The sequence below is a fragment of the Vibrio sp. 10N.247.311.49 genome, assembly GCF_041467655.1.
Taxonomy (GTDB): domain Bacteria; phylum Pseudomonadota; class Gammaproteobacteria; order Enterobacterales; family Vibrionaceae; genus Vibrio; species Vibrio crassostreae_C.
Genome location: NZ_JBFSVA010000040.1, coordinates 1 through 24,168 on the forward strand (window position 1 = coordinate 1; position 24,168 = coordinate 24,168).

Annotated in this window: 21 protein-coding genes and 2 pseudogenes; 13 read left to right on the forward strand and 10 right to left on the reverse strand. The window is 45.0% G+C overall.

Annotation, left to right across the window (positions count from 1 at the left end):
• Nucleotides 1-137 precede the first annotated feature (137 nt).
• The 5 genes from rplT to AB6E54_RS21930 all read right to left on the reverse strand — a co-directional run bounded on the left by rplT (nucleotide 138) and on the right by AB6E54_RS21930 (nucleotide 4,442).
• Nucleotides 138-491, reverse strand: a complete 354-nt coding sequence (rplT, locus tag AB6E54_RS21910) for a 50S ribosomal protein L20 (RefSeq protein ID WP_004733517.1) — start codon at nucleotides 489-491, stop codon at nucleotides 138-140.
• Nucleotides 492-533: 42 nt separating this feature from the next.
• Nucleotides 534-728 (reverse strand): 50S ribosomal protein L35, encoded by a 195-nt coding sequence (rpmI, locus tag AB6E54_RS21915; RefSeq protein ID WP_004738430.1) that lies wholly within the window; start codon nucleotides 726-728, stop codon nucleotides 534-536.
• A gap of 104 nt (nucleotides 729-832) precedes the next feature.
• Nucleotides 833-1,384 carry a translation initiation factor IF-3 gene (gene infC, locus AB6E54_RS21920; RefSeq protein WP_076654893.1) on the reverse strand — a complete coding sequence of 184 codons (552 nt, stop codon included), beginning with the start codon at nucleotides 1,382-1,384 and terminating at the stop codon, nucleotides 833-835.
• Between the two features lie 2 nt (nucleotides 1,385-1,386).
• Entirely contained in the window at nucleotides 1,387-3,315 is a 1,929-nt protein-coding gene (gene thrS / locus AB6E54_RS21925) for a threonine--tRNA ligase (protein WP_017059786.1), read from the reverse strand.
• 383 nt (nucleotides 3,316-3,698) lie between these two features.
• Nucleotides 3,699-4,442 carry a sporulation protein gene (locus tag AB6E54_RS21930; protein ID WP_017063601.1) on the reverse strand — a complete coding sequence of 248 codons (744 nt, stop codon included), beginning with the start codon at nucleotides 4,440-4,442 and terminating at the stop codon, nucleotides 3,699-3,701.
• Between the two features lie 181 nt (nucleotides 4,443-4,623).
• Between AB6E54_RS21930 and hutC the strand changes: the two genes are divergently transcribed.
• The 6 genes from hutC (at nucleotide 4,624) to AB6E54_RS21960 (ending at nucleotide 11,982) form a co-directional block, all read left to right on the forward strand.
• On the forward strand, nucleotides 4,624-5,337 hold the full coding sequence (gene hutC, locus AB6E54_RS21935) for a histidine utilization repressor (protein WP_017063600.1): 714 nt from the start codon (nucleotides 4,624-4,626) through the stop codon (nucleotides 5,335-5,337).
• A gap of 113 nt (nucleotides 5,338-5,450) precedes the next feature.
• Nucleotides 5,451-6,701 (forward strand): imidazolonepropionase, encoded by a 1,251-nt coding sequence (hutI, locus tag AB6E54_RS21940; RefSeq protein WP_102332105.1) that lies wholly within the window; start codon nucleotides 5,451-5,453, stop codon nucleotides 6,699-6,701.
• Nucleotides 6,688-7,716 carry a formimidoylglutamase gene (hutG, locus tag AB6E54_RS21945; RefSeq protein ID WP_102332104.1) on the forward strand — a complete coding sequence of 343 codons (1,029 nt, stop codon included), beginning with the start codon at nucleotides 6,688-6,690 and terminating at the stop codon, nucleotides 7,714-7,716. Before hutI ends, hutG begins: the two co-directional genes overlap by 14 nt.
• A 72-nt stretch (nucleotides 7,717-7,788) precedes the next feature.
• Nucleotides 7,789-9,483: a urocanate hydratase gene (hutU, locus tag AB6E54_RS21950; protein ID WP_017063597.1), complete on the forward strand. Its 1,695-nt coding sequence runs from the start codon at nucleotides 7,789-7,791 to the stop codon at nucleotides 9,481-9,483.
• 14 nt (nucleotides 9,484-9,497) lie between these two features.
• Nucleotides 9,498-11,030 (forward strand): histidine ammonia-lyase, encoded by a 1,533-nt coding sequence (gene hutH, locus AB6E54_RS21955; protein WP_102332103.1) that lies wholly within the window; start codon nucleotides 9,498-9,500, stop codon nucleotides 11,028-11,030.
• Between the two features lie 226 nt (nucleotides 11,031-11,256).
• The gene (locus tag AB6E54_RS21960; RefSeq protein ID WP_017067089.1) at nucleotides 11,257-11,982 is read left to right on the forward strand and encodes a DUF3581 domain-containing protein; all 726 of its coding nucleotides are present in this window, start codon (nucleotides 11,257-11,259) and stop codon (nucleotides 11,980-11,982) included.
• A 91-nt stretch (nucleotides 11,983-12,073) separates the two neighbouring features.
• Here AB6E54_RS21960 and AB6E54_RS21965 read toward each other — a convergent pair whose 3' ends face one another.
• Entirely contained in the window at nucleotides 12,074-12,535 is a 462-nt protein-coding gene (locus tag AB6E54_RS21965; protein ID WP_048607122.1) for an isoprenylcysteine carboxylmethyltransferase family protein, read from the reverse strand.
• 66 nt (nucleotides 12,536-12,601) lie between these two features.
• Nucleotides 12,602-15,637, reverse strand: coding sequence for an FAD-binding and (Fe-S)-binding domain-containing protein (locus tag AB6E54_RS21970; RefSeq protein ID WP_017066184.1), 3,036 nt, complete (start codon nucleotides 15,635-15,637; stop codon nucleotides 12,602-12,604).
• 222 nt (nucleotides 15,638-15,859) lie between these two features.
• Here AB6E54_RS21970 and AB6E54_RS21975 point away from each other — a divergent pair, with 222 nt between their 5' ends.
• The 5 genes and pseudogenes from AB6E54_RS21975 to AB6E54_RS21995 all read left to right on the forward strand — a co-directional run bounded on the left by AB6E54_RS21975 (nucleotide 15,860) and on the right by AB6E54_RS21995 (nucleotide 19,000).
• Nucleotides 15,860-16,543 carry a DUF3334 family protein gene (locus AB6E54_RS21975; protein ID WP_017059770.1) on the forward strand — a complete coding sequence of 228 codons (684 nt, stop codon included), beginning with the start codon at nucleotides 15,860-15,862 and terminating at the stop codon, nucleotides 16,541-16,543.
• A gap of 209 nt (nucleotides 16,544-16,752) precedes the next feature.
• On the forward strand, nucleotides 16,753-17,442 hold the full coding sequence (locus AB6E54_RS21980) for a DUF2786 domain-containing protein (protein ID WP_017059769.1): 690 nt from the start codon (nucleotides 16,753-16,755) through the stop codon (nucleotides 17,440-17,442).
• A gap of 118 nt (nucleotides 17,443-17,560) precedes the next feature.
• Nucleotides 17,561-18,128: pseudogene (locus AB6E54_RS21985) on the forward strand (tetratricopeptide repeat protein); the annotation flags it as partial.
• 80 nt (nucleotides 18,129-18,208) lie between these two features.
• Nucleotides 18,209-18,646: pseudogene (locus AB6E54_RS21990) on the forward strand (hypothetical protein); the annotation flags it as partial.
• 165 nt (nucleotides 18,647-18,811) lie between these two features.
• Nucleotides 18,812-19,000: a hypothetical protein gene (locus tag AB6E54_RS21995; RefSeq protein WP_017059767.1), complete on the forward strand. Its 189-nt coding sequence runs from the start codon at nucleotides 18,812-18,814 to the stop codon at nucleotides 18,998-19,000.
• A gap of 27 nt (nucleotides 19,001-19,027) precedes the next feature.
• On the opposite strand, the gene AB6E54_RS22000 is transcribed toward AB6E54_RS21995, so the two are convergent.
• On the reverse strand, nucleotides 19,028-19,231 hold the full coding sequence (locus tag AB6E54_RS22000; RefSeq protein WP_372106128.1) for a hypothetical protein: 204 nt from the start codon (nucleotides 19,229-19,231) through the stop codon (nucleotides 19,028-19,030).
• 113 nt (nucleotides 19,232-19,344) lie between these two features.
• On the opposite strand from AB6E54_RS22000, the gene AB6E54_RS22005 reads away from it, so the two are divergent.
• The gene (locus AB6E54_RS22005) at nucleotides 19,345-19,752 is read left to right on the forward strand and encodes a SulA-like leucine-rich domain-containing protein (RefSeq protein WP_017055178.1); all 408 of its coding nucleotides are present in this window, start codon (nucleotides 19,345-19,347) and stop codon (nucleotides 19,750-19,752) included.
• Between the two features lie 311 nt (nucleotides 19,753-20,063).
• On the forward strand, nucleotides 20,064-21,167 hold the full coding sequence (locus AB6E54_RS22010; protein WP_372106127.1) for a phosphoribosylaminoimidazolesuccinocarboxamide synthase: 1,104 nt from the start codon (nucleotides 20,064-20,066) through the stop codon (nucleotides 21,165-21,167).
• Between the two features lie 159 nt (nucleotides 21,168-21,326).
• Here the strand turns inward: AB6E54_RS22010 and AB6E54_RS22015 are convergent, their stop codons facing one another.
• Complete coding sequence (locus AB6E54_RS22015; protein ID WP_017059766.1) at nucleotides 21,327-21,704, reverse strand: hypothetical protein; 378 nt, start codon at nucleotides 21,702-21,704, stop codon at nucleotides 21,327-21,329.
• A gap of 203 nt (nucleotides 21,705-21,907) precedes the next feature.
• Nucleotides 21,908-24,168, reverse strand: a 2,261-nt coding sequence (locus AB6E54_RS22020) for a helicase-related protein (RefSeq protein ID WP_372169040.1), incomplete at its 5' end; no start/stop codon positions are given.

Genomic DNA, 24,168 nt, shown 5'->3' on the forward strand with positions numbered 1-24,168 from the left:
GCGAGATGCGAGATGCGAGATGCGAGATGCGAGATGCGAGATGCGAGATGCGAGAGAGTATGGCAAAGCCAAATTACAGGCAATAAAAAAGGAGAACCGAAGTTCTCCTTTTCTTAAACCTTTAAGCTAACTCTAAATTATAGAGATGCTTTCGCTTTTTCAACTAGAACAGCAAATGCTGCTTTGTCGAATACTGCGATGTCAGCAAGAATCTTACGGTCGATCTCGATAGATGCTTTCTTTAGGCCATTGATGAAACGGCTGTAAGATAGACCATTTTGACGAGATGCCGCGTTGATACGTGCAATCCAAAGTTGACGGAATTGACGTTTCTTGTTGCGACGGTCACGGTAAGCGTATTGACCAGCTTTGGTAACTGCTTGGAAAGCTACGCGGTAAACACGTGAACGTGCTCCGTAGTAACCTTTAGCTTGTTTTAGAACTTTCTTATGACGTGCACGAGCTTGTACACCACGTTTTACGCGAGGCATTATGCTTCTCCTAAACTAAACGAATTTATAAACTAAAAAGAATTAAGCGTATGGCATCATACGTAGAACTTGAGCAACTTCACATTTAGGAAGGATCGAGTTCGGACGTAGCTGACGCTTGTTCTTAGTAGTACGCTTAGTCAGGATGTGACGTTTACCAGCGTGCTTAAACTTAATACCACCAGCAGTTTTCTGGAAACGCTTAGCAGCACCTTTGTTGGTTTTCATCTTAGGCATGATGAATAACTCCGCATTGTTGAGTTGTTAATAACATAGTAATTAGGGCGAATAAAACCCCGCAACCTGAGGCTGCAGGGTTCAATTACTTGCAAAGCCGTTAATTACTTCTTTTTAGGGGCCAACACCATGATCATCTGGCGACCTTCAATTCTCGTTGGGAAAGATTCGACAACTGCAAATTCTTCAGTATCCGCTTTCAAACGATTAAGAACGTCAACACCGATTTCTTGGTGAGCCATTTCGCGGCCACGGAAGCGAATTGTTACCTTCACTTTGTTGCCGTCTTCTAGGAAACCAGTCAGGTTGCGTAGTTTTACCTGATAGTCTCCAATATCAGTTCCAGGTCGGAATTTAATTTCCTTGATCTGAACCTGCTTTTGCTTCTTCTTCTGCTCTTTCGCAGCTTTGCTCTTCTCGAAGAGGAACTTACCGTAGTCCATCACACGACAAACTGGCGGCTCGGCGTTAGGGCTGATCTCTACAAGATCCATACCAGCTTCATTTGCAGCTTCCATCGCTTCAGCGATTGATACTACACCAACAGCTTCGCCGTCTGCGCCAGTTAGACGCACTTCACGAACGCCACGAATGTCACCGTTTAAACGGTGCTGGTTTTGTTTGGCCGGTTGTTGGCCACGTCTTCCGCCTTTAATAGCTATTCCTCCAGATTGAGCTTACGGCTTGAAACCTCGGCTTGGATGTATGAAATAAAGTCATCCACTTTAAATTTGCCAAGGTCCTTACCTTTACGTGTACGTACTGCAATTTCGCCGGCTTCCATTTCTTGGTCACCACACACAAGCATGAACGGTACACGTTTCAAAGTATGTTCGCGGATTTTAAAGCCAATCTTCTCATTTCTCAAGTCTGCTTTGACTCTAAATCCACTTTTTTGCAGTTTTTTCGTAATTTCTTGTACATATTCAGACTGTTTGTCTGTAATGCCCATTACAACTGCTTGTTCTGGCGCCAACCACGTTGGGAAGAAGCCAGCGTATTCTTCAATAAGAATACCAATGAAGCGTTCTAGTGAACCTAAAATCGCGCGGTGGATCATAACTGGCGTGTGACGCTCGTTATCTTCACCTACGTAAGTAGCACCTAAACGTTCTGGTAATGCAAAATCGAGCTGCACTGTACCACATTGCCAAGCGCGGTCCAAACAATCATGCAAAGTAAATTCAATCTTAGGTCCGTAGAACGCACCCTCGCCTTCTTGAATCTCGTATGCAATGTCCATTGCCTCTAGCGCTTGCTTAAGGTCAGCCTCTGCACGGTCCCACATTTCGTCTGAACCTACACGCTGTTCTGGACGAGTAGATAGCTTAACAACGATGCTTTCGAAGCCGAAAGTTGTGTAAGTATCGTAAACCATTTCAATACAAGCTTTAACTTCTTGTTGAACTTGGTCTTCAGTACAGAATACGTGAGCATCATCTTGAGTGAAGCCACGAACACGCATAATGCCGTGAAGTGCGCCAGACGGCTCGTTACGGTGACATGAGCCGAACTCAGCCATACGTAGCGGTAGATCACGGTAAGATTTCAAACCTTGGTTGAAGATTTGAACGTGACCAGGACAGTTCATTGGCTTGATAGCGTATTCACGGTTCTCTGAAGAAGTAGTGAACATCGCTTCAGCGTACTTATCCCAGTGACCAGAGCGTTCCCAAAGAACACGGTCCATCATTAATGGGCCTTTAACTTCTTGGTAATCGTACTCAGTCAGTTTTTGACGAATAAATACTTCTAGCTCACGGAAGATAGTCCAACCGTTGTGGTGCCAGAACACCATGCCTGGTGCTTCTTGCTGCATGTGGAATAGGTCAAGCGCTTTACCGATTTTACGGTGGTCACGTTTAGCCGCTTCTTCTAGGCGCACAAGGTGAGCTTTAAGTGCCTTCTTGTCGTGGAATGCAGTGCCGTAGATACGTTGAAGCATCTTGTTGTCACTGTTACCACGCCAGTATGCACCCGCTACGTTAAGTAGAGTGAAGTGCTGGCAGAAGCTCATGTTAGGCACGTGTGGACCACGACACATATCGATGTATTCTTCGTGATGGTACAGGCCTGGACGATCATCTTTAGAAACGTTCTCGTCCAAGATTTCAATCTTGTAAGTCTCGCCGCGAGCTTCGAATGCGTCGCGCGCTTCCTGCCAGCTAACTTTCTTCTTAACAACCTGGTATTTGGTCTTCGCTAGCTCTTTCATGCGCTTTTCGATCTTTTCTAGATCGTCTTGCGTTAGAGAGTGCTCAAGATCGATATCGTAGTAGAAACCGTTATCGATAGTAGGACCGATCGCCATTTTCGCTTCTGGAAAAAGCTGCTTAACCGCGTGGCCTAAAAGGTGAGCACAAGAGTGACGAACGATTTCAAGGCCATCAACTTCATCTTTAGCTGTGATGATTTCTAGGCTTGCATCGTTTTCGATAAGATCACAAGCATCAACACGCTCGCCGTCTACACGACCAGCAATGGTAGCTTTCGCAAGACCAGGACCGATTGATAGGGCAACATCTAGAGTTGATACAGGGTTGTCAAATTGACGCTGACTACCGTCAGGAAGAGTAATAATTGGCATTATTTGTCCTTTACAGTGGTGTTGCACACCAAGCAACACATGAAAATGTTTAATATATGTCTTTCAATCAACGAGTACGCTGATTGGGGATATATGCATAATAAATATACCCACATAGAAGCAAATACAGATGCCACATCTGTGAGTAGCCGAACATTGTAACGAAATAATATGAAATGACAATGTTAGTCCCGCAGCACCACAAAACTATATGACTGAAATGTCTCTTCTATTTAGATCCTTCTAACGCCTAACCCATAGTTCAATCAGTAATTCGTTGGCTTTATCTACAATACAAAAAAGCCGAACGGATAAGTTCGGCTATAGAAATCGTACTGTCTTGTCTCTATTAATAGAAAAAGCGACTACTAACAGAAAGGGAACTACGCACTCATGATTCTTGATACAGCGTTGCGAATGTCTGAGTCGGCCGCATTAGCAGGTAAGCTGAATGAGATGTATTGGTCGCCGCGGAAGCTCATTGAGCGGTCGATTTCTGCTAGGCAGTGAACCATAGAGCCATCTACGATGAATGACAGCTCGATCTCTTTGTTATTCATAAAGCCGCCGCTGCGAAATTCAATCTCTTGGTAACAGCCAGAGCGAGAAGCAAAGCTGTTGCCTTTTAAGAAGCCCTTCTCTACGTCTGCTTTCACCATTGCCATGCCCGATGCTTCCACACCTTGGATAATTTTAGCGACTGTTGGCAGTGGATGAACGGAGATAAAGTCACGGTCTTTAGGATCAATCGCAAAGCCGATATCTAGGTTGGTTTCAACCCACACATGGCATTGGTTCATTTGTGCGTTCAACGCGGTGACTGGCGTTTCATCATTTAACTTAAGTCGGAATGGAACCAGTTTGGTTTCGCCCGGTTGGATAACGAAAGGCTCTACCGCTTGAATACGACCCAGTGAAAAGGTTTCGTAGCTGGTACTGTCTTCCGTTTCTACTTTTACTTCTGTGTTGAGAACCAAGTTAATCAAGTCGATTTGTTGCTCAACGTCGCCACCAACAATGTGAACATTGCCAGACAACTCTCCACCTTGGAAAACTTCAATATTATCTAAGACAGTATCAACCTTTGCTGCACCGATGCCCAACGAGGCCTTTAATTTCTTAAACATATTATTTCCCTTTCTAATCATCTGATTTACGAATAGTTATTACGTGACAATTTGCGACACTTGCCTCACAGAATCAAGCAATTTGCCCCATCTATGTTGAATAAGGTCACATTGCCCGAGGAAATGTTGAAATCGTGAAAAATTCCGTTACTCTATTTGTATAGTCAAATAAGGTTTCATTATGTCGAAAGCGCCGCTCTACCTTCAGATAAAACAGTTCATAGACGATAATATCAACAGTGGTCACTGGCCAGTGGGTTACCAGATAACCACAGAACTCGAACTCACAGAGCAGTTCAATGTGAGTCGAATGACGGTCAATAAAGCCATTCGAGATCTTGTGTCTGAAGGCAAACTCATCAGGAAGCCAAGGCTAGGTACTTTTGTTTGTGAACCAGACGAAAAAGCGCAATCTCCGCTGCTTGATATCAACAACATCGCACAAGAGATCAAAGACCGAGGTCAAACGTATGCTAGCCAGGTTATCAAGCACAAGAGCATCAAGGCAGATGAAAGCACCGCGACACGGTTAGGTGTGATGATCAATGCCGAAGTATTCTATAGTGAAATCATCCACTTTGCTGACAACACACCGATTCAATTGGAAGCGCGCTGGGTGAACTCGCAAGCCGCACCAAAATACCTAGAGCAAGACTTTTCAACCTCTACACCCAATGAATACCTTTCAAAAAGCTGCCCGTTGAGTGCAATCGAGCACACGGTTGAAGCCATTATTCCTGACTCTCAAATCAGAACGTCACTAAAGCTATCTGAATCAGAACCTTGCCTACTTTTGAATAGAAGAACATGGAGCAAAGAACGCCTCATCAGCTTTGCATTGCTCTACCATCCTGGCTCTAAGTACAAATTAAGCTCCAAGATACTTCTAGATTAAAGAACATCATCCTGATCGCCGATCACATTTTTGCAACATCAACTTGATTCGGGTCAGCGTTTAGCCTATTTATTTGTATATACATTTAATATTTAGCAAAGATCTAGGTGATTATGAATTTGATCCTCAAAAACGCACGAGTGGTCTCCATGAGTTCGGGAGCCGACGGTTATCAGCCCTCTTCCCCTCAAGATATCGTTATCGAAGACGGTAAGATCGTGTCTATCTCTTGTTCAAACCATGAGGCTCATGCTTATGAGGTAGAACAACCGAGCACTGATAACTCTGCGGATTACATCACCTATGATTGCAAAAACAAGCTCGTTACCCCAGGTCTGATTGATTGCCACACTCACCTCGTATTTGCAGGCAATCGCGCCAACGAATTTGAACAGCGTTTGAATGGTATCTCTTACACCGACATCGCCAAACAAGGCGGCGGGATTCTTGCGACAGTCACTGCAACACGCGCAGCGCAAGAGTCTGAACTGGTTGAAATGGCACTACCTAGACTCGATGGCCTGCTAAGAAGTGGCGTAACCAGCATCGAAGTAAAATCGGGCTATGGTTTAACACTTGAAGACGAACTCAAGATGTTACGTGCAGCTAAAGCGTTAGAAAATCATCGCCGAATTAAGATCACTACCACTCTCCTTGCAGCACACGCAGTACCGCCAGAATACAAAGAACAACCAGATCGTTACATAGATCTGGTTTGCCAAGAGATCATTCCTAAAGCTGCAGAGCAAGGGCTTGCCGATGCAGTTGACGTGTTCTGCGAATCTATCGGCTTCAACCTAGAACAAACCGAACGTGTATTTGCCGCAGCCAAAGAACACGGGCTCGCGATTAAAGGCCACACAGAACAGCTTTCTAATATGGGTGGCAGCGCGCTCGCAGCTAAATACGGCGCACTCTCTGTCGACCATGTTGAATACCTTGATGAAACCGGAGTCAAAGCGCTGGCTGAATCAGGCACAGTTGCCACCTTGCTACCCGGTGCATTCTATTTCCTTAAAGAGACTCAACAACCGCCCGTTGCCCTACTTCGTGAACACAACATTCCAATGGCGATCGCGACCGACCTAAACCCCGGCACATCTCCCTTTGCAGACTTAACGCTGATGATGAACATGAGCTGCACCCTGTTTGGTACGACGCCTGAAGAAGCGCTACGCGGTGTAACTTGTAACGCGGCGGCTGCCATTGGTAAGTCACAAACCAAAGGCAAAGTCGAAATCGGTTATGCCGCAGATTTGGCTATCTGGAACATCGACCACCCTGCAGATCTAAGCTATCAAGTCGGTGTTCCTCACCTGCATAAACGCATTGTTAATGGCGAGGTGTGTCATGACTCAATCTAAATCCAACGGTATCCAAGAGAACGCAACAACCGTGCATAACTTTGTGTGGACCGGACGTAATGATCTTGAAGATGGCGCACTCGGTACTCGCGTTCATCACATTACCAAGCAAGTGCAAAGTAGTGAGTTAAGTGACAAGCTGACTGACGGTGATATCGCCTTGGTAGGCTTTGCCAGCGATGCCGGTGTTGCAAGAAATAAAGGACGCGTGGGCGCGAAACAAGCACCTAACTTGATACGCCAAGCGTTGGCGAATATGGCTTGGCACAGTGACGCACACATCGCCGATCTTGGTGATATCGAGTGCAATGATGGTCAATTAGAAGTCAGCCAAAAACAGTGTGCTTCTGTGATTGCCAATGCCTTAGCAACCAACAAAGTGATTACCCTTGGCGGTGGTCACGAGGTGGCTTGGGCAACGTTCCAAGGTCTCGCTGAGCACCTAAATAAAATTCAATCAGAACACAATCCTAAGATCGGCATCGTTAATTTTGATGCTCACTTTGATCTTCGTGAATTTGAAAGCGACATCACCGATGTTAAACCGAGCTCCGGCACGCCTTTTAACCAGATCAGTGATTACTGCCACGCACATCAATGGCCGTTTCATTACGCTTGTCTTGGTGTGAGTGCCGCCAACAATACCAAAGCGCTGTTTAACAAAGCTGACCAACTGGGCGTGTGGTATGAACACGACCGCAACATGACCCAAGTGAATCAAGTCGCTCAACTGATCAAGTTACAAAAATTCATCGTTGAGTGTGATTATCTCTATCTCACCATTGATCTCGATGTTTTCCCCGCAGCTACTGCGCCGGGCGTAAGTGCACCAGCGGCAAGAGGCGTGAGCTATGAAGCGCTTGCTCCTTTTCTAGAACAGATTTTCCAACACAGTGAAAAACTCATTATCGCGGACATAGCGGAATACAACCCAGACTACGACGTCGATGGCCAAACGGCTCGATTAGCGGCTCGTTTATGTTGGGATATTGCCAGTGCAATGGCCAGCGACTAATCCAGCTATACCGATACCGATAACTACAACTACAACTACAACGATATAACGTGAAACAGAAGGAATTCCAAAATGACGGAACACCACAACAGTGACCCTCGTCTCGACACGACTCGCGAAATTCGCGCACCTCACGGCACCACTTTGCGCGCTAAATCTTGGTTAACAGAAGCACCACTGCGTATGCTGATGAACAACCTAGACCCTGATGTGGCAGAACACCCACATGCACTGGTTGTGTATGGCGGTATTGGTCGCGCGGCACGTGATTGGAAATGTTATGACAAAATTGTTGAAGTATTAGAGCGTTTAGAGGACGACCAAACGTTACTTGTTCAATCCGGTAAACCTGTGGGCGTGTTCCCGACTCATAAAAACGCACCTCGCGTACTGATCGCTAACTCGAACCTTGTTCCACACTGGGCGAACTGGGAACACTTCAACGAGCTCGATAAAGAAGGCTTGATGATGTACGGCCAAATGACCGCGGGCAGCTGGATCTACATTGGTTCACAAGGCATCGTTCAAGGTACTTACGAAACCTTTGTCGCTATCGCGAAGAAGCACTTCCAAGGTGAAGCAAACGGCAAGTGGGTTCTAACGGGCGGTCTTGGTGGAATGGGCGGCGCTCAACCTCTTGCTGCAACGATGGCTGGCTTCTCAATGATCGCAGTGGAGTGTGATGAATCACGAATCGACTACCGCTTGCGTACTGGCTATGTAGACAAAAAAGCCACCAGCTTAGATGAAGCGATGGCAATGATTAAAGAGTCAGACACGCCAATCTCTGTTGGCTTATTAGGTAACGCCGCAGACGTCTTCCCAGAGTTAGTTGAACGCAATATCACACCTGATGTGGTGACTGACCAAACCTCTGCCCACGATCCTCTTAACGGCTACTTGCCGCAAGGTTGGACGATGGAGAAAGCCGCACAAGAGCGCTCCATTGATGAAGCAAAAGTGGTGAAAGCCGCTAAGCAATCTATGGCGATTCAAGTACAAGCGATGTTAGACCTGCAATACCGCGGCGCAGCGACCGTGGATTACGGTAATAACATTCGCCAAATGGCACTGGAAGAAGGCGTAGAAAACGCGTTTGATTTCCCAGGTTTCGTTCCGGCTTATATTCGACCTTTATTCTGCGAAGGTATTGGTCCTTTCCGTTGGGCGGCACTATCTGGTGACCCAGAAGACATCTACAAAACAGACCAAAAAGTAAAAGAACTGATTCCAGACAACCCACATCTACATAACTGGCTAGATATGGCGCGTGAACGCATTCAGTTCCAAGGCCTGCCAGCGCGTATTTGTTGGGTTGGCTTGAAAGATCGTGAACGCTTAGGCCAAGCATTCAATGAAATGGTGAAAAATGGCGAACTGAAAGCACCAGTTGTTATCGGTCGTGACCACCTAGATTCAGGTTCAGTAGCAAGCCCGAACCGCGAAACAGAAGGCATGATGGATGGATCAGATGCCGTATCAGATTGGCCTCTATTGAATGCCCTTCTGAACACAGCGGGCGGCGCAACTTGGGTTTCTTTGCACCACGGTGGTGGCGTTGGTATGGGCTTCTCGCAACACTCAGGCATGGTGATTTGTTGTGACGGCAGTGAAGATGCATCACAGCGTATTGCTCGCGTACTTCACAATGACCCAGCAACCGGCGTTATGCGTCATGCTGATGCAGGTTACGATATTGCCAAGCAATGTGCCAAAGAGCAGAAGCTTGATTTACCTATGCTAAACGAAGAACTTCGTCGCCTTTAATGTCTGGAGAGAACATGTTGAACTTATTACTTAAGCCAGGACTTCTTGGCCTATCTGAACTTCGAAAAATCAGCCGTAGCCCTGTGAACTTATCACTCGATCCTGCAGCAATCCCGGATATCGAAGCGAGCATGCAAGTTGTCGAACAAGTGATTGCTGAAGACCGCACTGTGTATGGCATCAACACGGGTTTTGGCTTATTAGCAAACACCAAGATTGCGCCTGAAGATCTCGAAGTTCTACAGAAAAGTATCGTACTTTCTCACGCTGCGGGCATTGGCAAGTTCATGTCTGATGAAACCGTACGCTTGATGATGGTATTGAAGATTAACAGCTTGTCTCGCGGTTACTCTGGTATCCGCCTCAAAGTGATTAACGCTCTTATCGATCTTGTGAACGCGCAGGTTTACCCGTGTGTTCCACAAAAAGGATCAGTAGGCGCATCTGGAGATCTTGCTCCCCTCGCCCACATGAGTACCGTTCTGCTAGGTGAAGGCCAAGCACGCCACAACGGCAAGATCATCACTGGCTTAGAAGCAATGCAGATCGCAGGTCTTGAACCAATCACACTTGCGCCGAAAGAAGGCTTAGCGCTGTTAAACGGCACACAAGCATCGACTGCCTTTGCATTAGAAGGTCTGTTCGCAGCGGAAGACTTGTTTGCGTCTGCAACCGTATGTGGTGCAATGTCTGTTGAAGCTGCACTGGGTAGTCGTCGTCCGTTTGACCCTCGAATTCATCGCGTTCGTGGTCATCGTGGTCAAATGGATGCCGCGCTTGCTTATCGCCATATGCTTGATCAAAAGAGTGAGATTGGTGAATCACACACTTGCTGTGAAAAGGTTCAAGACCCTTACTCGTTGCGCTGTCAGCCTCAAGTGATGGGTGCCTGTTTACAGCAAATTCGTAATTCAGCAGAAACGTTAAACGTTGAAGCGAACTCGGTATCGGATAACCCACTGGTATTTGCTGAAGACGGCGACATTATTTCAGGTGGTAACTTCCACGCAGAACCTGTGGCAATGGCAGCGGATAACCTAGCACTTGCGATTGCAGAAATTGGTAGCCTTTCTGAACGAAGAATGGCACTGCTGATTGATAGCGCACTAAGCAAACTTCCACCTTTCTTAGTCGATAACGGCGGCGTTAACTCAGGCTTTATGATTGCTCAAGTAACGTCTGCTGCTCTGGCAAGCGAGAATAAAACACTGGCACACCCAGCTTCAGTAGACAGCCTTCCAACATCGGCAAACCAAGAAGATCACGTATCAATGGCTACCTTTGCCGCTCGTAGACTTAGATACATGGCTGAAAACACCCGTGGGATATTAGCAGTAGAATATTTAGCAGCAGCACAAGGGCTCGATTTCCGTGCTCCGAATCTATCCTCTCCTCGTGTGGAAGAAGCGAAACAGATTTTGCGTGAAAAAGTCAGCTTCTACGACAAAGACAGATATTTTGCACCGGATATTGAACAAGCGAACTTATTGCTCAAATTATCCGTTCATAATCACCTAATGCCAGAAGGCACTTTGTGTAGCTTTTAAAGCAAAAACATTCTAAACAACACCCATTAGAGTGTCATATAAACAAGGGCTATCGATTAGCCCTTGTTGCATTGAGCCAAAGGCCACATTTCCCTTCAAATCGTCATATACCATCTAACGTATTTATCTAATTGACTGATATATAAGCAAAGTTAACTGGATAGACCATTAGAACGAAGTTAGTTAGCTATAATCCACCCCAGATTTGATGACTAATAGCGATACTATGTTTCTGACACCTTACTTTTCTACTGAAGACAATCAATTTCAATTCACTCGTGAACAAGCAAGCCACTTTGCTAAAAAAGTAGCTGGCGATTTCAACCCGATTCACGATGAAGACAACAAGCGCTTCTGTGTACCTGGCGATCTTTTATTTGCAGTACTTCTGCAAAAAGAAGGCATCAGCCAAAAAATGCGTTTTGATTTTTCAGGTATGGTTGGTAACGGTATTGCGTTAAGCGTTGACAACAAGTGTGAAAAAGAGAGCTCACTTATCGATGCAAATGGTAAAGAGTACCTACACATGTCTTGTGAAGGTGAGAAGAGCCATGATCAAGCATTCATCGAGCACGTAGTAACAAACTACGTTAAGTTCTCTGGCATGAACTTCCCACACATCATGGTTCCTCTTATGGAAGAACAACAAATGATGATCAACTGCCAACGTCCTCTAGTGATTTACGAGAGCATGGAAGTTGAATTTACTCGCCTAGACCTGTCTCACCCAGAAGTTGAATTCTCTGGCGCGACTTTTGATGTTGAAGGCAAACGTGGCATCGTGACCCTGAACTTCGATTTCAAAGAAGACGGCGAAGTAGTAGGTAAAGGCGTGAAGCGTATGGTAGCAAGTGGCCTTAAGCCATACGACCAAGCTTCTGTAGACGACCTAGTAAACCGCTTCAACGAACGCAAAGAGATGTTTCTAGCTCAGTTCACAGCCGCTGCTTAATTAGCTCTAGAACAAGATCAATAAAGCCCAGCTTGATAATCTCAAGCTGGGCTTTTTTATTTCGATTACTAAGCCAGCACTCAAATCATCACTAAATCCAGCGTCTAACCTTTTGTTTGTAATCAACATATTCTGCGCCGAATAATTGTTCTAGTGCTCGCTCTTCGGGTTTGATTTGGAAGTAATTCATGTAGATTACGAAGCCAAAGCTAAGTAGTACACTGAAGATATTCTGGAAGAAGTAGCCAAAGCAAAATAGCAGGATGAACAACCCTAAGTACATTGGGTTTCGCGTGTAACCAAAAATTCCACTGTCCACGACGGCTGAAGCGGTTTCGACTTTGATCGGGTTAACGGTGGTTTTCTGTTTTCGAAATTCCAATATACCGGATATTCCGATCACACCACTCAATGCGACTCCGATACCTAAAACAACCATTCCATAAGGTAATGCCAGTGTCCCTTGGCTCAACTGCTGAGCGCAGAAGTATGATGCTACGAATACAATAATGAACAGTGCAACGGGTGGTACTTTTAATTCTAGAAATTTCATACTTTTCCTTATTAACATTCCTTTGTTAGTTTAGAAAAAAGCCCAGCAATTGCTGGGCTAAATGTATTAGAGAATTTTTGCTAGCGCCTGTAATGGGTGAGCAAGCTTCTCACCTTCAAAACGCTTCACTTGGCTGCGGCAAGAATAGCCCGTCACCAAGCAACGATCTTTTGGTAAGTCCTGCATTTGAGGCTTCCAGCTTAAACCATATATGTCTTTCGACATTTGTAGCTTATCGACTTCGTGGCCGAAAGTTCCCGCCATACCACAACAGCCGACAGGAACGCTGGTTAACGCCGCCCCAAAGTGTTTGAAGATAGTACCCCACTCTTTTTCAGCGTTCGGCATTTTGGTTTTCTCAGTACAGTGAGCAAACAAGTACCACATATCTTCACTTGCTGAGCGTGCTTCGAACTCACCTAGCGATGGCATTAACCATTCATGCACAGTAAGTACATCAAAGTCGCCGCGCTTGTCACCTAAGATCTCGACGTATTCATCGCGGTAACAAAGCACAAGAGCAGGATCAACACCGACCAAAGGAATTCCGATATCCGCCACCATCGACAAGAAATCCGAAGTCGATTTCGCCTCACGTGCAAAACGATTTAAGAAGCCCTTGATGTGCAACGCTTTACCATTCGGTTTGAACGGCAGCAGTACCGGAGTTTTGCCAAGTTTTTGAGCCAGAGTGACGAAGTCTTCAATCACCTCGGCATCATAGAAGCTGGTAAACGGGTCTTGAACGATCAGCACATGCTGTTTCTTCTGTTCAGAAGACAAGCCTTCTAAATACTGTAAATCGAAGAGTTGCAGCTCTTTACTCGCTAGACGATTTTTGAGCGTAGGCACCGACATCAATGGTGCATCAACATAACCGACCGTTTTAGCTGTTGCCGTTTGGATCCACTTTTGACCCAATGCAGCGTTGACTACTTTTGGCGCTTTCGCCATCAGCGGCAGCATGGTTTCAATGTTGGCAACTAGATAATCTTTTGCAGGGCGCTGGTAACGCGAGTAGTAGATGTTCAAGAATCGAGAACGGAAACTTGGTACATCGACTTTGATCGGACATTGACTCGCACACGCTTTACACGCCAAACAACCGTTCATCGCCTCATGAACTTCATGCGAGAAATCGTACTCATGGCGTTTGTTCATCGTATTGCGAACACGCTCAATCATAGTCTTAACGGGTGTGTTGTCTTTCAACGCTTCTTGCTCAAGGTCGAGAATATCAACGCCTTGTTCAGTCAGTTGACGCAACCACTCTCTTACCAAGCCTGCGCGGCCTTTGGGTGAGTGACGTCGGTCAGCCGTAACTTTCATTGAAGGACACATTGGCGAGCTAGTATCGTAGTTGAAACACAAGCCGTTACCGTTACATTCCATTGCTTGCTTGAAGCTGTCACGAACTTGTACGTCGATCTGACGGTCGTAGAAACCACGCTTGGTATCGGTGACTTTCACCAATTCAGCGTCACTTTCTAAAGGCGTACAGATCTTGCCTGGGTTCATCTTGTTGTGCGGGTCGAATGCTGCTTTAATACGTCTTAATTCGGTAAACAGCTCTTCACCAAAGAAGTCTGGGCCATACTCAGAACGGAAACCTTTACCGTGCTCGCCCCACATTAAACCGCCGTATTTCGCCACCAGCTTAACCACTTCATCAGAGACTTCATGCATCAATGCTTCTTGCATCGGGTCACACAGATCCAATGCTGGACGAACGTGTAATACGCCCGCGTCAACGTGACCAAACATGCCGTAATTCAACTCTTTTGAATCGAGTAACACTCTAAATTCAGAGATGAAATCCGCGAGGTTTTCTGGTGGTACACAAGTATCTTCAGCAAAAGCGACTGGCTTAGCTCGGCCTTTCGCCGCACCTAACAGACCCACTGCTTTCTTACGCATGTTGTAGATTCGGCCAATGCTCGCCAAATCGCTACAAACTTGAAAACCAATCACGCCGGCTTCTTCGCTTTCAACCATGGTTTCAAGGCGTGCAGTCAGCGCTTGAACTTGCTGTTCAACTTCCGCTTCATCTTGGCCTGCAAACTCAACCATGTTGATGCCAAGCATCTCTTTGTTCGGAACATCAGTCAGCAAATCGCTCACGGTGTGCCAAACGATGTCTTGCTTCGCTAGGTTCAATACTCTTGAATCTACCGTTTCAACAGACAGTGCTTTCGCTTCCACCATGAACGGCGCATTACGCAGCGCAGAATCAAACGTGTTGTATTTCACGTTAACCAGTGTGCGCGCTTTTGGAATCTTGGTTAGGTTTAACTTTGCTTCCGTGATGAATGCTAAAGAACCTTCAGCGCCACATAGAACGCGAGTTAGGTCAAAGCTGTCATCTTGTTCGTTGATTGCATTCTTTAGGTCATAGCCTGTTAAGAAGCGATTCAGCGGAGGGAATTTATCTAAGATTTGAGCGCGTTTGTCTCGACAAACCGCCTCTGTCACCGCAAGTGCATGGTGAGCGAATTCACCCTCTACAGGTAAGCCGTGTGATAAATCAGATTCTAGACATGAACCATCTGCGAACACCGCTTGCAGCGACAATACATGGTCAGACGTTTTGCCGTACTTCAATGACCCTTGGCCCGAAGCATCGGTATTGATCATGCCACCCAAGGTTGCTCGGTTACTGGTAGAAAGGTCTGGAGAGAAAAAGTAACCATAAGGGCGAACAGCGTCGTTCAATTGATCTTTAACGACACCAGACTGAACTCTTACCCAGCCCTCTTTCTCGTTAATCTCAAGAACCTTATTCATGTATCGCGACAGGTCAACCACGACACCTTTTGTTAAAGATTGTCCGTTGGTTCCGGTACCGCCGCCACGAGGGGAAAAAGTCACGCGTTCGTAAGCGGATTTAGAAACCACTTTACCGATAAGCACAACGTCTTGCGTTGTTTTAGGAAGGATGACCGCCTGCGGCAATTGCTGATAGACACTATTATCAGTCGCCACAGCCAAACGGCTAGAATATTGAGATTCAATGTCGCCAGTAAAGCCCGCTGTTTTTAGTTCATCTAAAAAGCGTACGACAACTGGATCGACATCAGCATTGAGTTGAAGTCTTGGTAACATTTGCTTCCTGCCCCTACTTCGCTGATCCTATCAGCATTGGGTTATCTGAGATTTTTAATAATTTTCTTTGAATTTCGTCACTTTACTACTATTCAGATCATATAAAAAGGTGATCAAATCAGAATCTCAGTGCAAGAATGGAGAAATAGTCACTTTCGTCTTAATTCAGTAACAATATACTGAATAACATTTTGTTTAAGACATCTCCACGAGCACATCACAATGAAAAAAAACAAAACAGTCACAACTGAAGATATCCTTCTTAAACTATGCCAATCAGTCTCAAGCGTACTGACTTCAGCGACGGCTTCTCAGGTGTCCTATTCAGCCATGGTTCAAAAGATCAACAAGACAAGCCTAAAGCCAGATTTTGGTTGCTTCGTTCTGTTTGACGGCGGCTTTTCTGGTCTCGTTGTTATTAATTTTACGTCCAAAGCAGCGCTAGAGATCTACACCAATTACATGCGCAATATGGGCATGCCTGAAAACGAGCTTGCTGTGCTTCATACTTCAGACGAAGTGGGTGATGTATTGGGTGAGTTGATGAACCAATTAGTTGGCGATTTCACCAATAAAATCCGCAAAGAGCTGCAAACCAACATCACACAAAACCAACCGAAAATGCTGGCTCTGAACAAGCAAGTTAACCTTTCTGTTGATACCAATCTCGACCGTCCACAAGCTCGTCGTGTGACCTTCTCTACCGCTAATAACAACATCTTCTACCTTGAGCTTGCGATGGATAAGACTGAGTTCATTCAATTAGAAGAATTTGAAATCGCAGAAGACGAATGTCCAGATAGCATTCTTGAGGCGACTCAGAAAAAAATGCAAGAAGCGAACAAGCCAGCTCAAAGCTCTGGCAATGATTCTGCGGCAGATCTACTCGATGAACTGGGTATCTAGTTTACGAATGCTCTAGACATATTGAAAAAACGTGTCACTAACGCCATCAATACGCTTGATGGCGTTTTTGTTTTTACCGCCAACTGGGCTCATGCAGTTCAATGTTCACCGCCTTCCTTGTTCATCAAACCAGTTTTGCCTTTCTGTTACCCGCGAAAACATGTAAAATGTTGGACTTTTAAAAATTTGCGGTACTGATTAAATTGTCGATGGATAAGAAAAAAGCCCTAAAGAAAATTGCCAAGTGTCTTGAGCTTGGAAATTCTGCGAACGTCAATGAAGCTGCCAATGCGATAAAAATGGCGCATAACTTGATGCTGAAATATGGTCTCGAAAAAGACGATATTGAATTTATCAAGATGGGGAAAACTCAGTCCAGTCACCTGTTACCTGCAAATATCAGTTCTACACTGCTGCGTGTTATTCGCGGTATCAACACCAAATTTGGCGTAGAAGCCGTATTGCTGAATCATAAAGGCCTCAAGCGTGTTGAGTTCATTGGTGAAGCCGACCGCGCGATCTTCGCAGCGTTCGCTTTCGATATCATTTATCGTGAACTGAATGAACACACCGGCCAATTCAGAAATAGCTTTGCTGGCTCTGGCACAGGGTCCTTAGAAGTGACACGCCGCGTGAACTCGTTTGTTTCAGGCTGGGTTGAAGGTGCGCTTGAAAAGCTACCAACTATTACCCCAGACGACGAATCAAACAACAAGATCAATAATTACATTGATAAAGAATTCAAAAATATCGACCGTGAAACGTTCAAACAGCAACTGAGAGAAGCGATGAAAAACCTCACCGCCGATTATGAAGTTGGTTTGAAGAAAGGTCGTAAATTGTCTGTTAATCGACCAGTTGGCGGTACCCAGGCAGCTAAAAAGATAACTAAATCATAGAGCCGATGCACATTGGCTTAGGGTATTGATAGTGATTACTTTAGTCGTATCACTCGCCGAAGAAGATACGACTTAATTGACAACCACATATCGTATTAGACTTAACTATGAGGTCCCATTGTTTATCGTGTCCAATTTTCCCCCCTCATCATTTCTTAGAGCTCTATTTCTAGCCCTCATCTTTTCCACGATACCGTTGTCCACCACACATTTCGTGCACGCAGCAAGCAGTGATGAATTTTCACTAGAATCACAACCTCAAGATCCAGTTTCTCAATACCAATTGGCTCAAGCTTATGAATCGGGTGTCGACGTTCCTGTTAGCACCAGTGATGCATTGTATTGGTACACGCAGTCAGCAGAAAACGGCAACCCAAACGCGCAATTTAGACTGGGTGAATGGTACTTGGCAGGTACAGGTGTTGAACAAAGTAACAAGCTTGCTTTGGAATGGTTTATTAAAGCGGCGTTGCAAGGTAACCAGCGCGCACCTATCGAGGTAGCAAAACTCTACGAATCCTCGCTAGAACAAGACCTCCTTCAACCATTAGATAAAGCGCAGCTATGGTATGAAGCAGCCTTAAAAGATAATCCACAAGCAGAAGAGGGCTACAACCGCATTTTGGAAGCACAATTCAACCAGCAACGTGCAAAACAGATCTCTTCAATAGAACAGCTCGATGACAGCATCGACTCTGAAATAGACACCAGTCAGGGGGTATCTAAGCACGTTCAATCTAACCAAGCATCACGCTCTAACCTCTCCAGTTCTAACCTAACTAGCTCTGACTATATGATTGGTGCTGCGTTGGCCGTGTTGATTTCAATCATCAGCATTATTGCGACGCTCGTTATCTCAAGAAAAAGACAAGCTCTAAAGTCGGGTGATTCGCGACAGCAACAACAATCACTTGAAGCGCAGCTTAGCTCGAAGGACCTTACGATTAAGCAGCAAAAACGCCAGCTGCACACTATGTTCCACGAATTGAAGAAGCAGAAAAACAGCAAAGGTCTGAGTAATTTGCAGGTGGCCTGCGCGCTATTTGGCTACACACCTAGCTCAATCCCCGACCAGAAAAGCATCAAGATCCGATACAAACAGCTATCAAAGATCTACCATCCAGATGGTCACGGATGTGACGAAGAAATGAAACGTTTGAACAATGCGCTAAAAACCATTTTACAAAATATTACAAAACCGTAAACAAACACACATCTTCATTTTCCTAGATCTCAAAGATATCGATTTTATTGGTGTTGCAATCGATCCCCCTCTCAAAAACGGGTAACAAACTATTAACTAATGGGTCTTACTTGTGTCATAATTTGCGCCGAAAATACACCTGACTTAAACAGGTGAGGAGAGAATATGTTCACAATAGAAGGCGTTTGTGATTGGTGCAAAAAGCCAAGCCTAGTTAAAAAGCACGACTACCTAGATGGTAAGTGTCATCATGCATGTAACGAGTGCAATGATATTGCAACCATTGATGTTCGCCAGTTCAATATTGGTGAAATGGAAATGAGAGCAAAACTCTCCCAAGCGACATTGAGATAAGTAACACCGTGAAATATAAGAAAGCGCCTAAGGCGCTTTTTTTGTGCCTGTGGTTTTAGATCTTCTATCTCTATCTCTATCTCTATCTCTATCTCTATACAGGTGTATACAGTACTTTTCTGTCAAACCACTGTATACACCTGTATAAAGCTCACATTTATTCAACTTATGATACAAAACAGCAGATTCATTCAAATTTAATTTATCGAATACTTTCAATGATTTAATCATTTACCATCCATAACCTCAGACGAAATCGTCCAATAATCCCGCAAAAAACGCTTGATCTTATAAGCAACTAAAACTACTGTATACACATACAGCATGTATATAAGGACAGCAAAATGATTCAAGCACACGTTAAAGCACAACACTCTAGCCCGCTAGTTCACTGCGCATTTACATCAGTTTCTCGTAAAAGCAAAAATTCAAACGAGGAAGCGTTGTTTGCAAGAATGGCGTTGCTGTCCAATCAACATCAGTGGTTACTGTTTACGGCTCAAACACCAAGACCATCGGCTAAGCAGCTTAAGCAACATAATGTTTGCTGCGACCGCGTTATTCATATGAAAGCCTCTCATCAAATGACTGAGGTAGAGACTGTCGAGAAAGCAATCCGCTCTAAGAATGCGAGCGCGATTGTTGCAAGTGCATCGATTGATCAGTTCAGCCAACAGTACCTAAGAACATTAGGGTTACGCTTTCAATGTGAAGTCTTCTTTATGGATGCAAATTCAGAGCGTATTCACTAAGCCACCTTGCTTAATAACATGTTGGCTCAAAAACATGGTCCACAAACATAGCTTAATCTTTTAGCTAACAAACTTAATTTAACTTAAGAAACAATTCGCCAAAACACAGTCCAAACATACTGCCTTCCCCTGCCCTACAATTCGCCCATTTTTTAGCGGATTGTTAGGCGGGGGTTTTTATTTAAACAACAGATTTAGCAATCGTTTGCTTTTTCTCTGGAAGCAAATAGTAGATTGGGTATAATGCCCGTCTAATCATGTGCACACCGCACTTCTCTGTATGACGTTTGATAAAAGATAGGAATGTCTAAATGAGCCTTGCTGATCAAGTTCTTGCCGTAAATGATGACCTACCAATCCGTACTGACAAACCTGTCCACAGTGGCAAGGTTCGCTCAGTCTACTGGTTAACTGAAGAAGATAGCCAACGACTAATTAAAGAGAATGGCTACGACGTAGCACCCGATGCGCCTCTAGCTATCATGGTGATCAGTGACCGTATCTCTGCATTTGATTGTATCTGGCGTGGTGAAGGGAATCTTAAAGGTGTTCCAGGTAAGGGAGCGGCTCTGAATGCTATCTCTAACCACTGGTTCAAATTGTTTAAAGACAACGGACTTGCTGACAGTCATATTCTTGATATCCCTCACCCGTTCGTATGGATTGTACAAAAAGCTCGCCCAGTCATGATCGAAGCGATTTGTCGTCAATACATCACTGGTTCAATGTGGCGTGCATACGCAAACGGCGAACGTGAATTCTGTGGTATCGAGATGCCTGAAGGCCTTGAGAAAGACAAGAAGTTGCCTGAGCTACTGATCACGCCTTCAACAAAAGGGATTCTGAAAGGTATTCCTGGCGTTCCAGAAGCTGACGATGTGAACATCACACGCAACAACATCGAAGATAACTTCGCAGCATTCAACTTTACTCAAGCAAGCGACATCGCGCATTACGAAAAACTTCTTAAAGAAGGCTTCAACGTAATCAGCCAAGCGCTAGCAAAAGTAGACCAAACCTTTGTTGATACCAAATTTGAGTTTGGCTACGTCAACGATGCTCAAGGCAAAGAAAAGCTTATCTACATGGACGAAGTCGGTACTCCAGATTCATCTCGCATTTGGGATACTCAGGAATATAACAACGGCAACATCGTTGAGAATTCAAAAGAAGGCTTCCGTCAGTTCTTGCTTAACTACTTCCCTGATGCCGACATTCTTTTGAATAAAGAGCGTATGCCAGAACGTGAAGCATTGGCTCGTGACAATGAACTTCCACTGGATTCTCTAATGTCTCTGTCTCGCACTTACCTTGATATCGCAGCGAAAATCACAGGTGCGGAGATCGTACTGAGCGAAAATCCTAAGCAAGAGATCATCGATGTACTGCGCGCTGACTATGGTCTAATCGACTAGTCGCTTAATTGCTTAATCGCTTAATCTCAAAATAAAAAGCTCGAAAGCTGATAAGCTCGTAGACTCAAGTTTTAGATACTAAAAGGGCCTCAATATTTGAGGCCCTTTTTACGTGTACGTTTTTACTATTCCTCGAGAGAGATTATAGGCGAGCTGAAGTTACAGCTTAATCGTGAACTCTTCTCCAGAATTACCCGCAATCACTAAATGACTGCGCGATTCAATATACTCGATCTGCTCTTCTTCAAGTGAATATGGCATCACCACTTTGAGCTCATTGATCCCTTCCAGCTTAGCGAGCTTGAGTAAGGTAACAATGTTCGACTCATCACTTTTACGCGTCGACATTGATTTCAATGCCATCTGCCATAAACGATCCTCTGGGGTGCCCAACTCTTTAATGCTATCTCGCCAGACGGTACTGAACACTGGCGCAATTGTGGTGAGTGCTTCCAGAAAAGTCCATTTTTTACTGCATGAGGCGCCAAGAAATGTTGTGTAATCGAACTCTACACGCGTCTCTTCCTGTTTATCCATGATGTCCCCCGACACTTTGGCAACACAATATACTCAATATCTATCAACTCTTTCTTTATAGCAATAGGATATAGAAGAATAGTCTTTTATGACCTTTTGATTGGTTAAAAAGGAATATAAAAATCAAACTTGTAACAAAATAAGCACTGAAAAATCATATATGCATCTATTTGATTAATATTTTAGAGATAAAACTTATCCATCTATTTGATATCAATTATTCGACTCGCTTTTTTGAACTGAATACGCCAACCAGACCATGTCGGTAGCTCCCAACGTTTTGGCGATAACTTTCGGCTACCCGACTGATAATGGACGTAAATCAGCTTTCTTGCGGGCAAGTATTCAACATCGAGTTGCAAGTCGGCAAGGCTCAATGCAAACGGGTATTTTTCCGAAAATTCTGAGTAGAGCCAAGTTGGAATGCCATCGAACGGTATGTCTGCATGATCGAACATTTCCAATTCGCTGACATCAGTAACACCTAGTACTTCAAGCTGCTCTATAAACCATAGCTCAAAGTTAATGTTCTCAATTTCTGGTGTGTATTTAGTTTGTTCATCGAGACCAAGTTTCACATACAACTGCCAGTGTTTGATTTCTTGAGTGCGAGCCTTTGCAAAACCGGGAAGCTGCTCTCCATTTAACACAAGGTCGACGATAGGTTTTAACGATAGTTGCCCTTCAGCGGCGACGAGTTTGGTTGTAATCGTGCGGCCTGCGTACACCAATGCCATCTCGGTAAAAACACCATCATCATTCACAACGGTTTCGCCTTGCTCCCACTCTCCTAGTTCAGCATCAATGAGAAGCTCAAGAGGAATGGGTGTCGTGACCGTCGCTAAGGTCAGTGTTTGCTTAACGCCTCTTCCCGGCAAGCTGTGAGTATCCAACACCAACATCGCTTGTGCATTATCAGGGAAACGGTTCTGACGACCGAGCACCACTTCTAAAACACCATTGGCAAAGGCTTCTTTCCTTTTCAGTCGGCGCACAAACACCAGTTCAGGATGCAGATTCACAATGGTCTTGAGCAATTCAATGCGTTGGAAACGTGACGCGACTTCTAGCTGAGGAAGTTCAAATACCTCCCGCATTTGCTTCGCCAATCCTTGAGCTTCATTCAGAGCCTGTTGGTCGATGTCTAAATGCGGATATTCTCGACCGCGCACAATCTGAATCAACAGGCTTAAATCACACCCTTCCTTCTCTTGTTGCGCGAGCGCTTCAAGATGTTCTGCATTGTTTGGTAACTGATACAAGCGAGCAGGAACGGACAGCGCCGCAGTGAGATCAACCATCGCCTCTTTTAATGCTTTGGTTTTGATTCGAGTAACGATATCGGCATACAAAGCATCAATCGGCAACGGATACAGCTTTTTACCATGCTCGGTAACTTGATGGTCGGCGTTAATCGCTTCCATCGTCAGCAAGGTTTGAGTTGCACTGTTGAGTGATTTCTCTGGAATAGGGTCAAGGAAGGACAAGCTCTCAAGCGGAGATCCACAACATGCTGCGGCCAACATAGGTTCGGTCAGCTCTTCACGCTGCAATTCAGGCGGTGTGACTAACTCTAACGCCGCATGCTCTCCATATAGACGCACACAAACGCCGTCCATTACCCTACCCGCGCGGCCAGCTCGTTGTTTGGCACTCGCTCGTGATATGGATTTAAGCATCAGTGTGATTCTGCCATTACGCTGAACGGTGCGTCTCTCTAATCCTGAATCTATCACCACGCCAATGTCAGGAATGGTTAATGAGGTTTCTGCAACGTTGGTCGCAAGGATGACCTTTCTCAAACCATTACCTTCAGTATGGATATTCCGACCCGATAACGCTGAATCTCGCTCTTTATCACTGACCGACGCATGCAATTTAACAACTTGGATATCTGGATTTTTCGCTAAGGCTTGTTCGCATTGCACGATCTCTTTTTTACCCGGTAGAAAAACCAACATATCGCCAGAAGAAGCGATCAACTGATGATTAACTTCTTCCACGATGCGCTGCCCTAGATGTCGACTATCAGGCAGTGTTCTGGATTCATTCGCTCTGTGTTCAATCTCAACTAGATAAGTTCGCCCTTCACAGCTTATGCGATTCGCATCCAAATACTGAGCAAGGCGCTCACCCTCAATGGTTGCTGAAGTGATCACCAAACGATGACTCGCTTTTTGCTTCAGAATCGCCACCAGCAGATCAATGTCCCAGCGCCTCTCATGAAACTCATCCACCACGATCACATCAAAACTAGCGAGTCCATCTTCTGATAACCAACGCAGCGCGATACCGGGCGTCACAAAAACAACGTTAGTTTGCTCGTTGTATTCCGACTCAAGCTTAATCGCATAGCCCACTTTGCTACCCAACTTCTCGCCTGATCGCTGCGCGAGATATTTAGCCAGTGATGTACACGCGATGCGTCTTGGCTCCACCACTAACACTCGCCCATGTTGAGAGG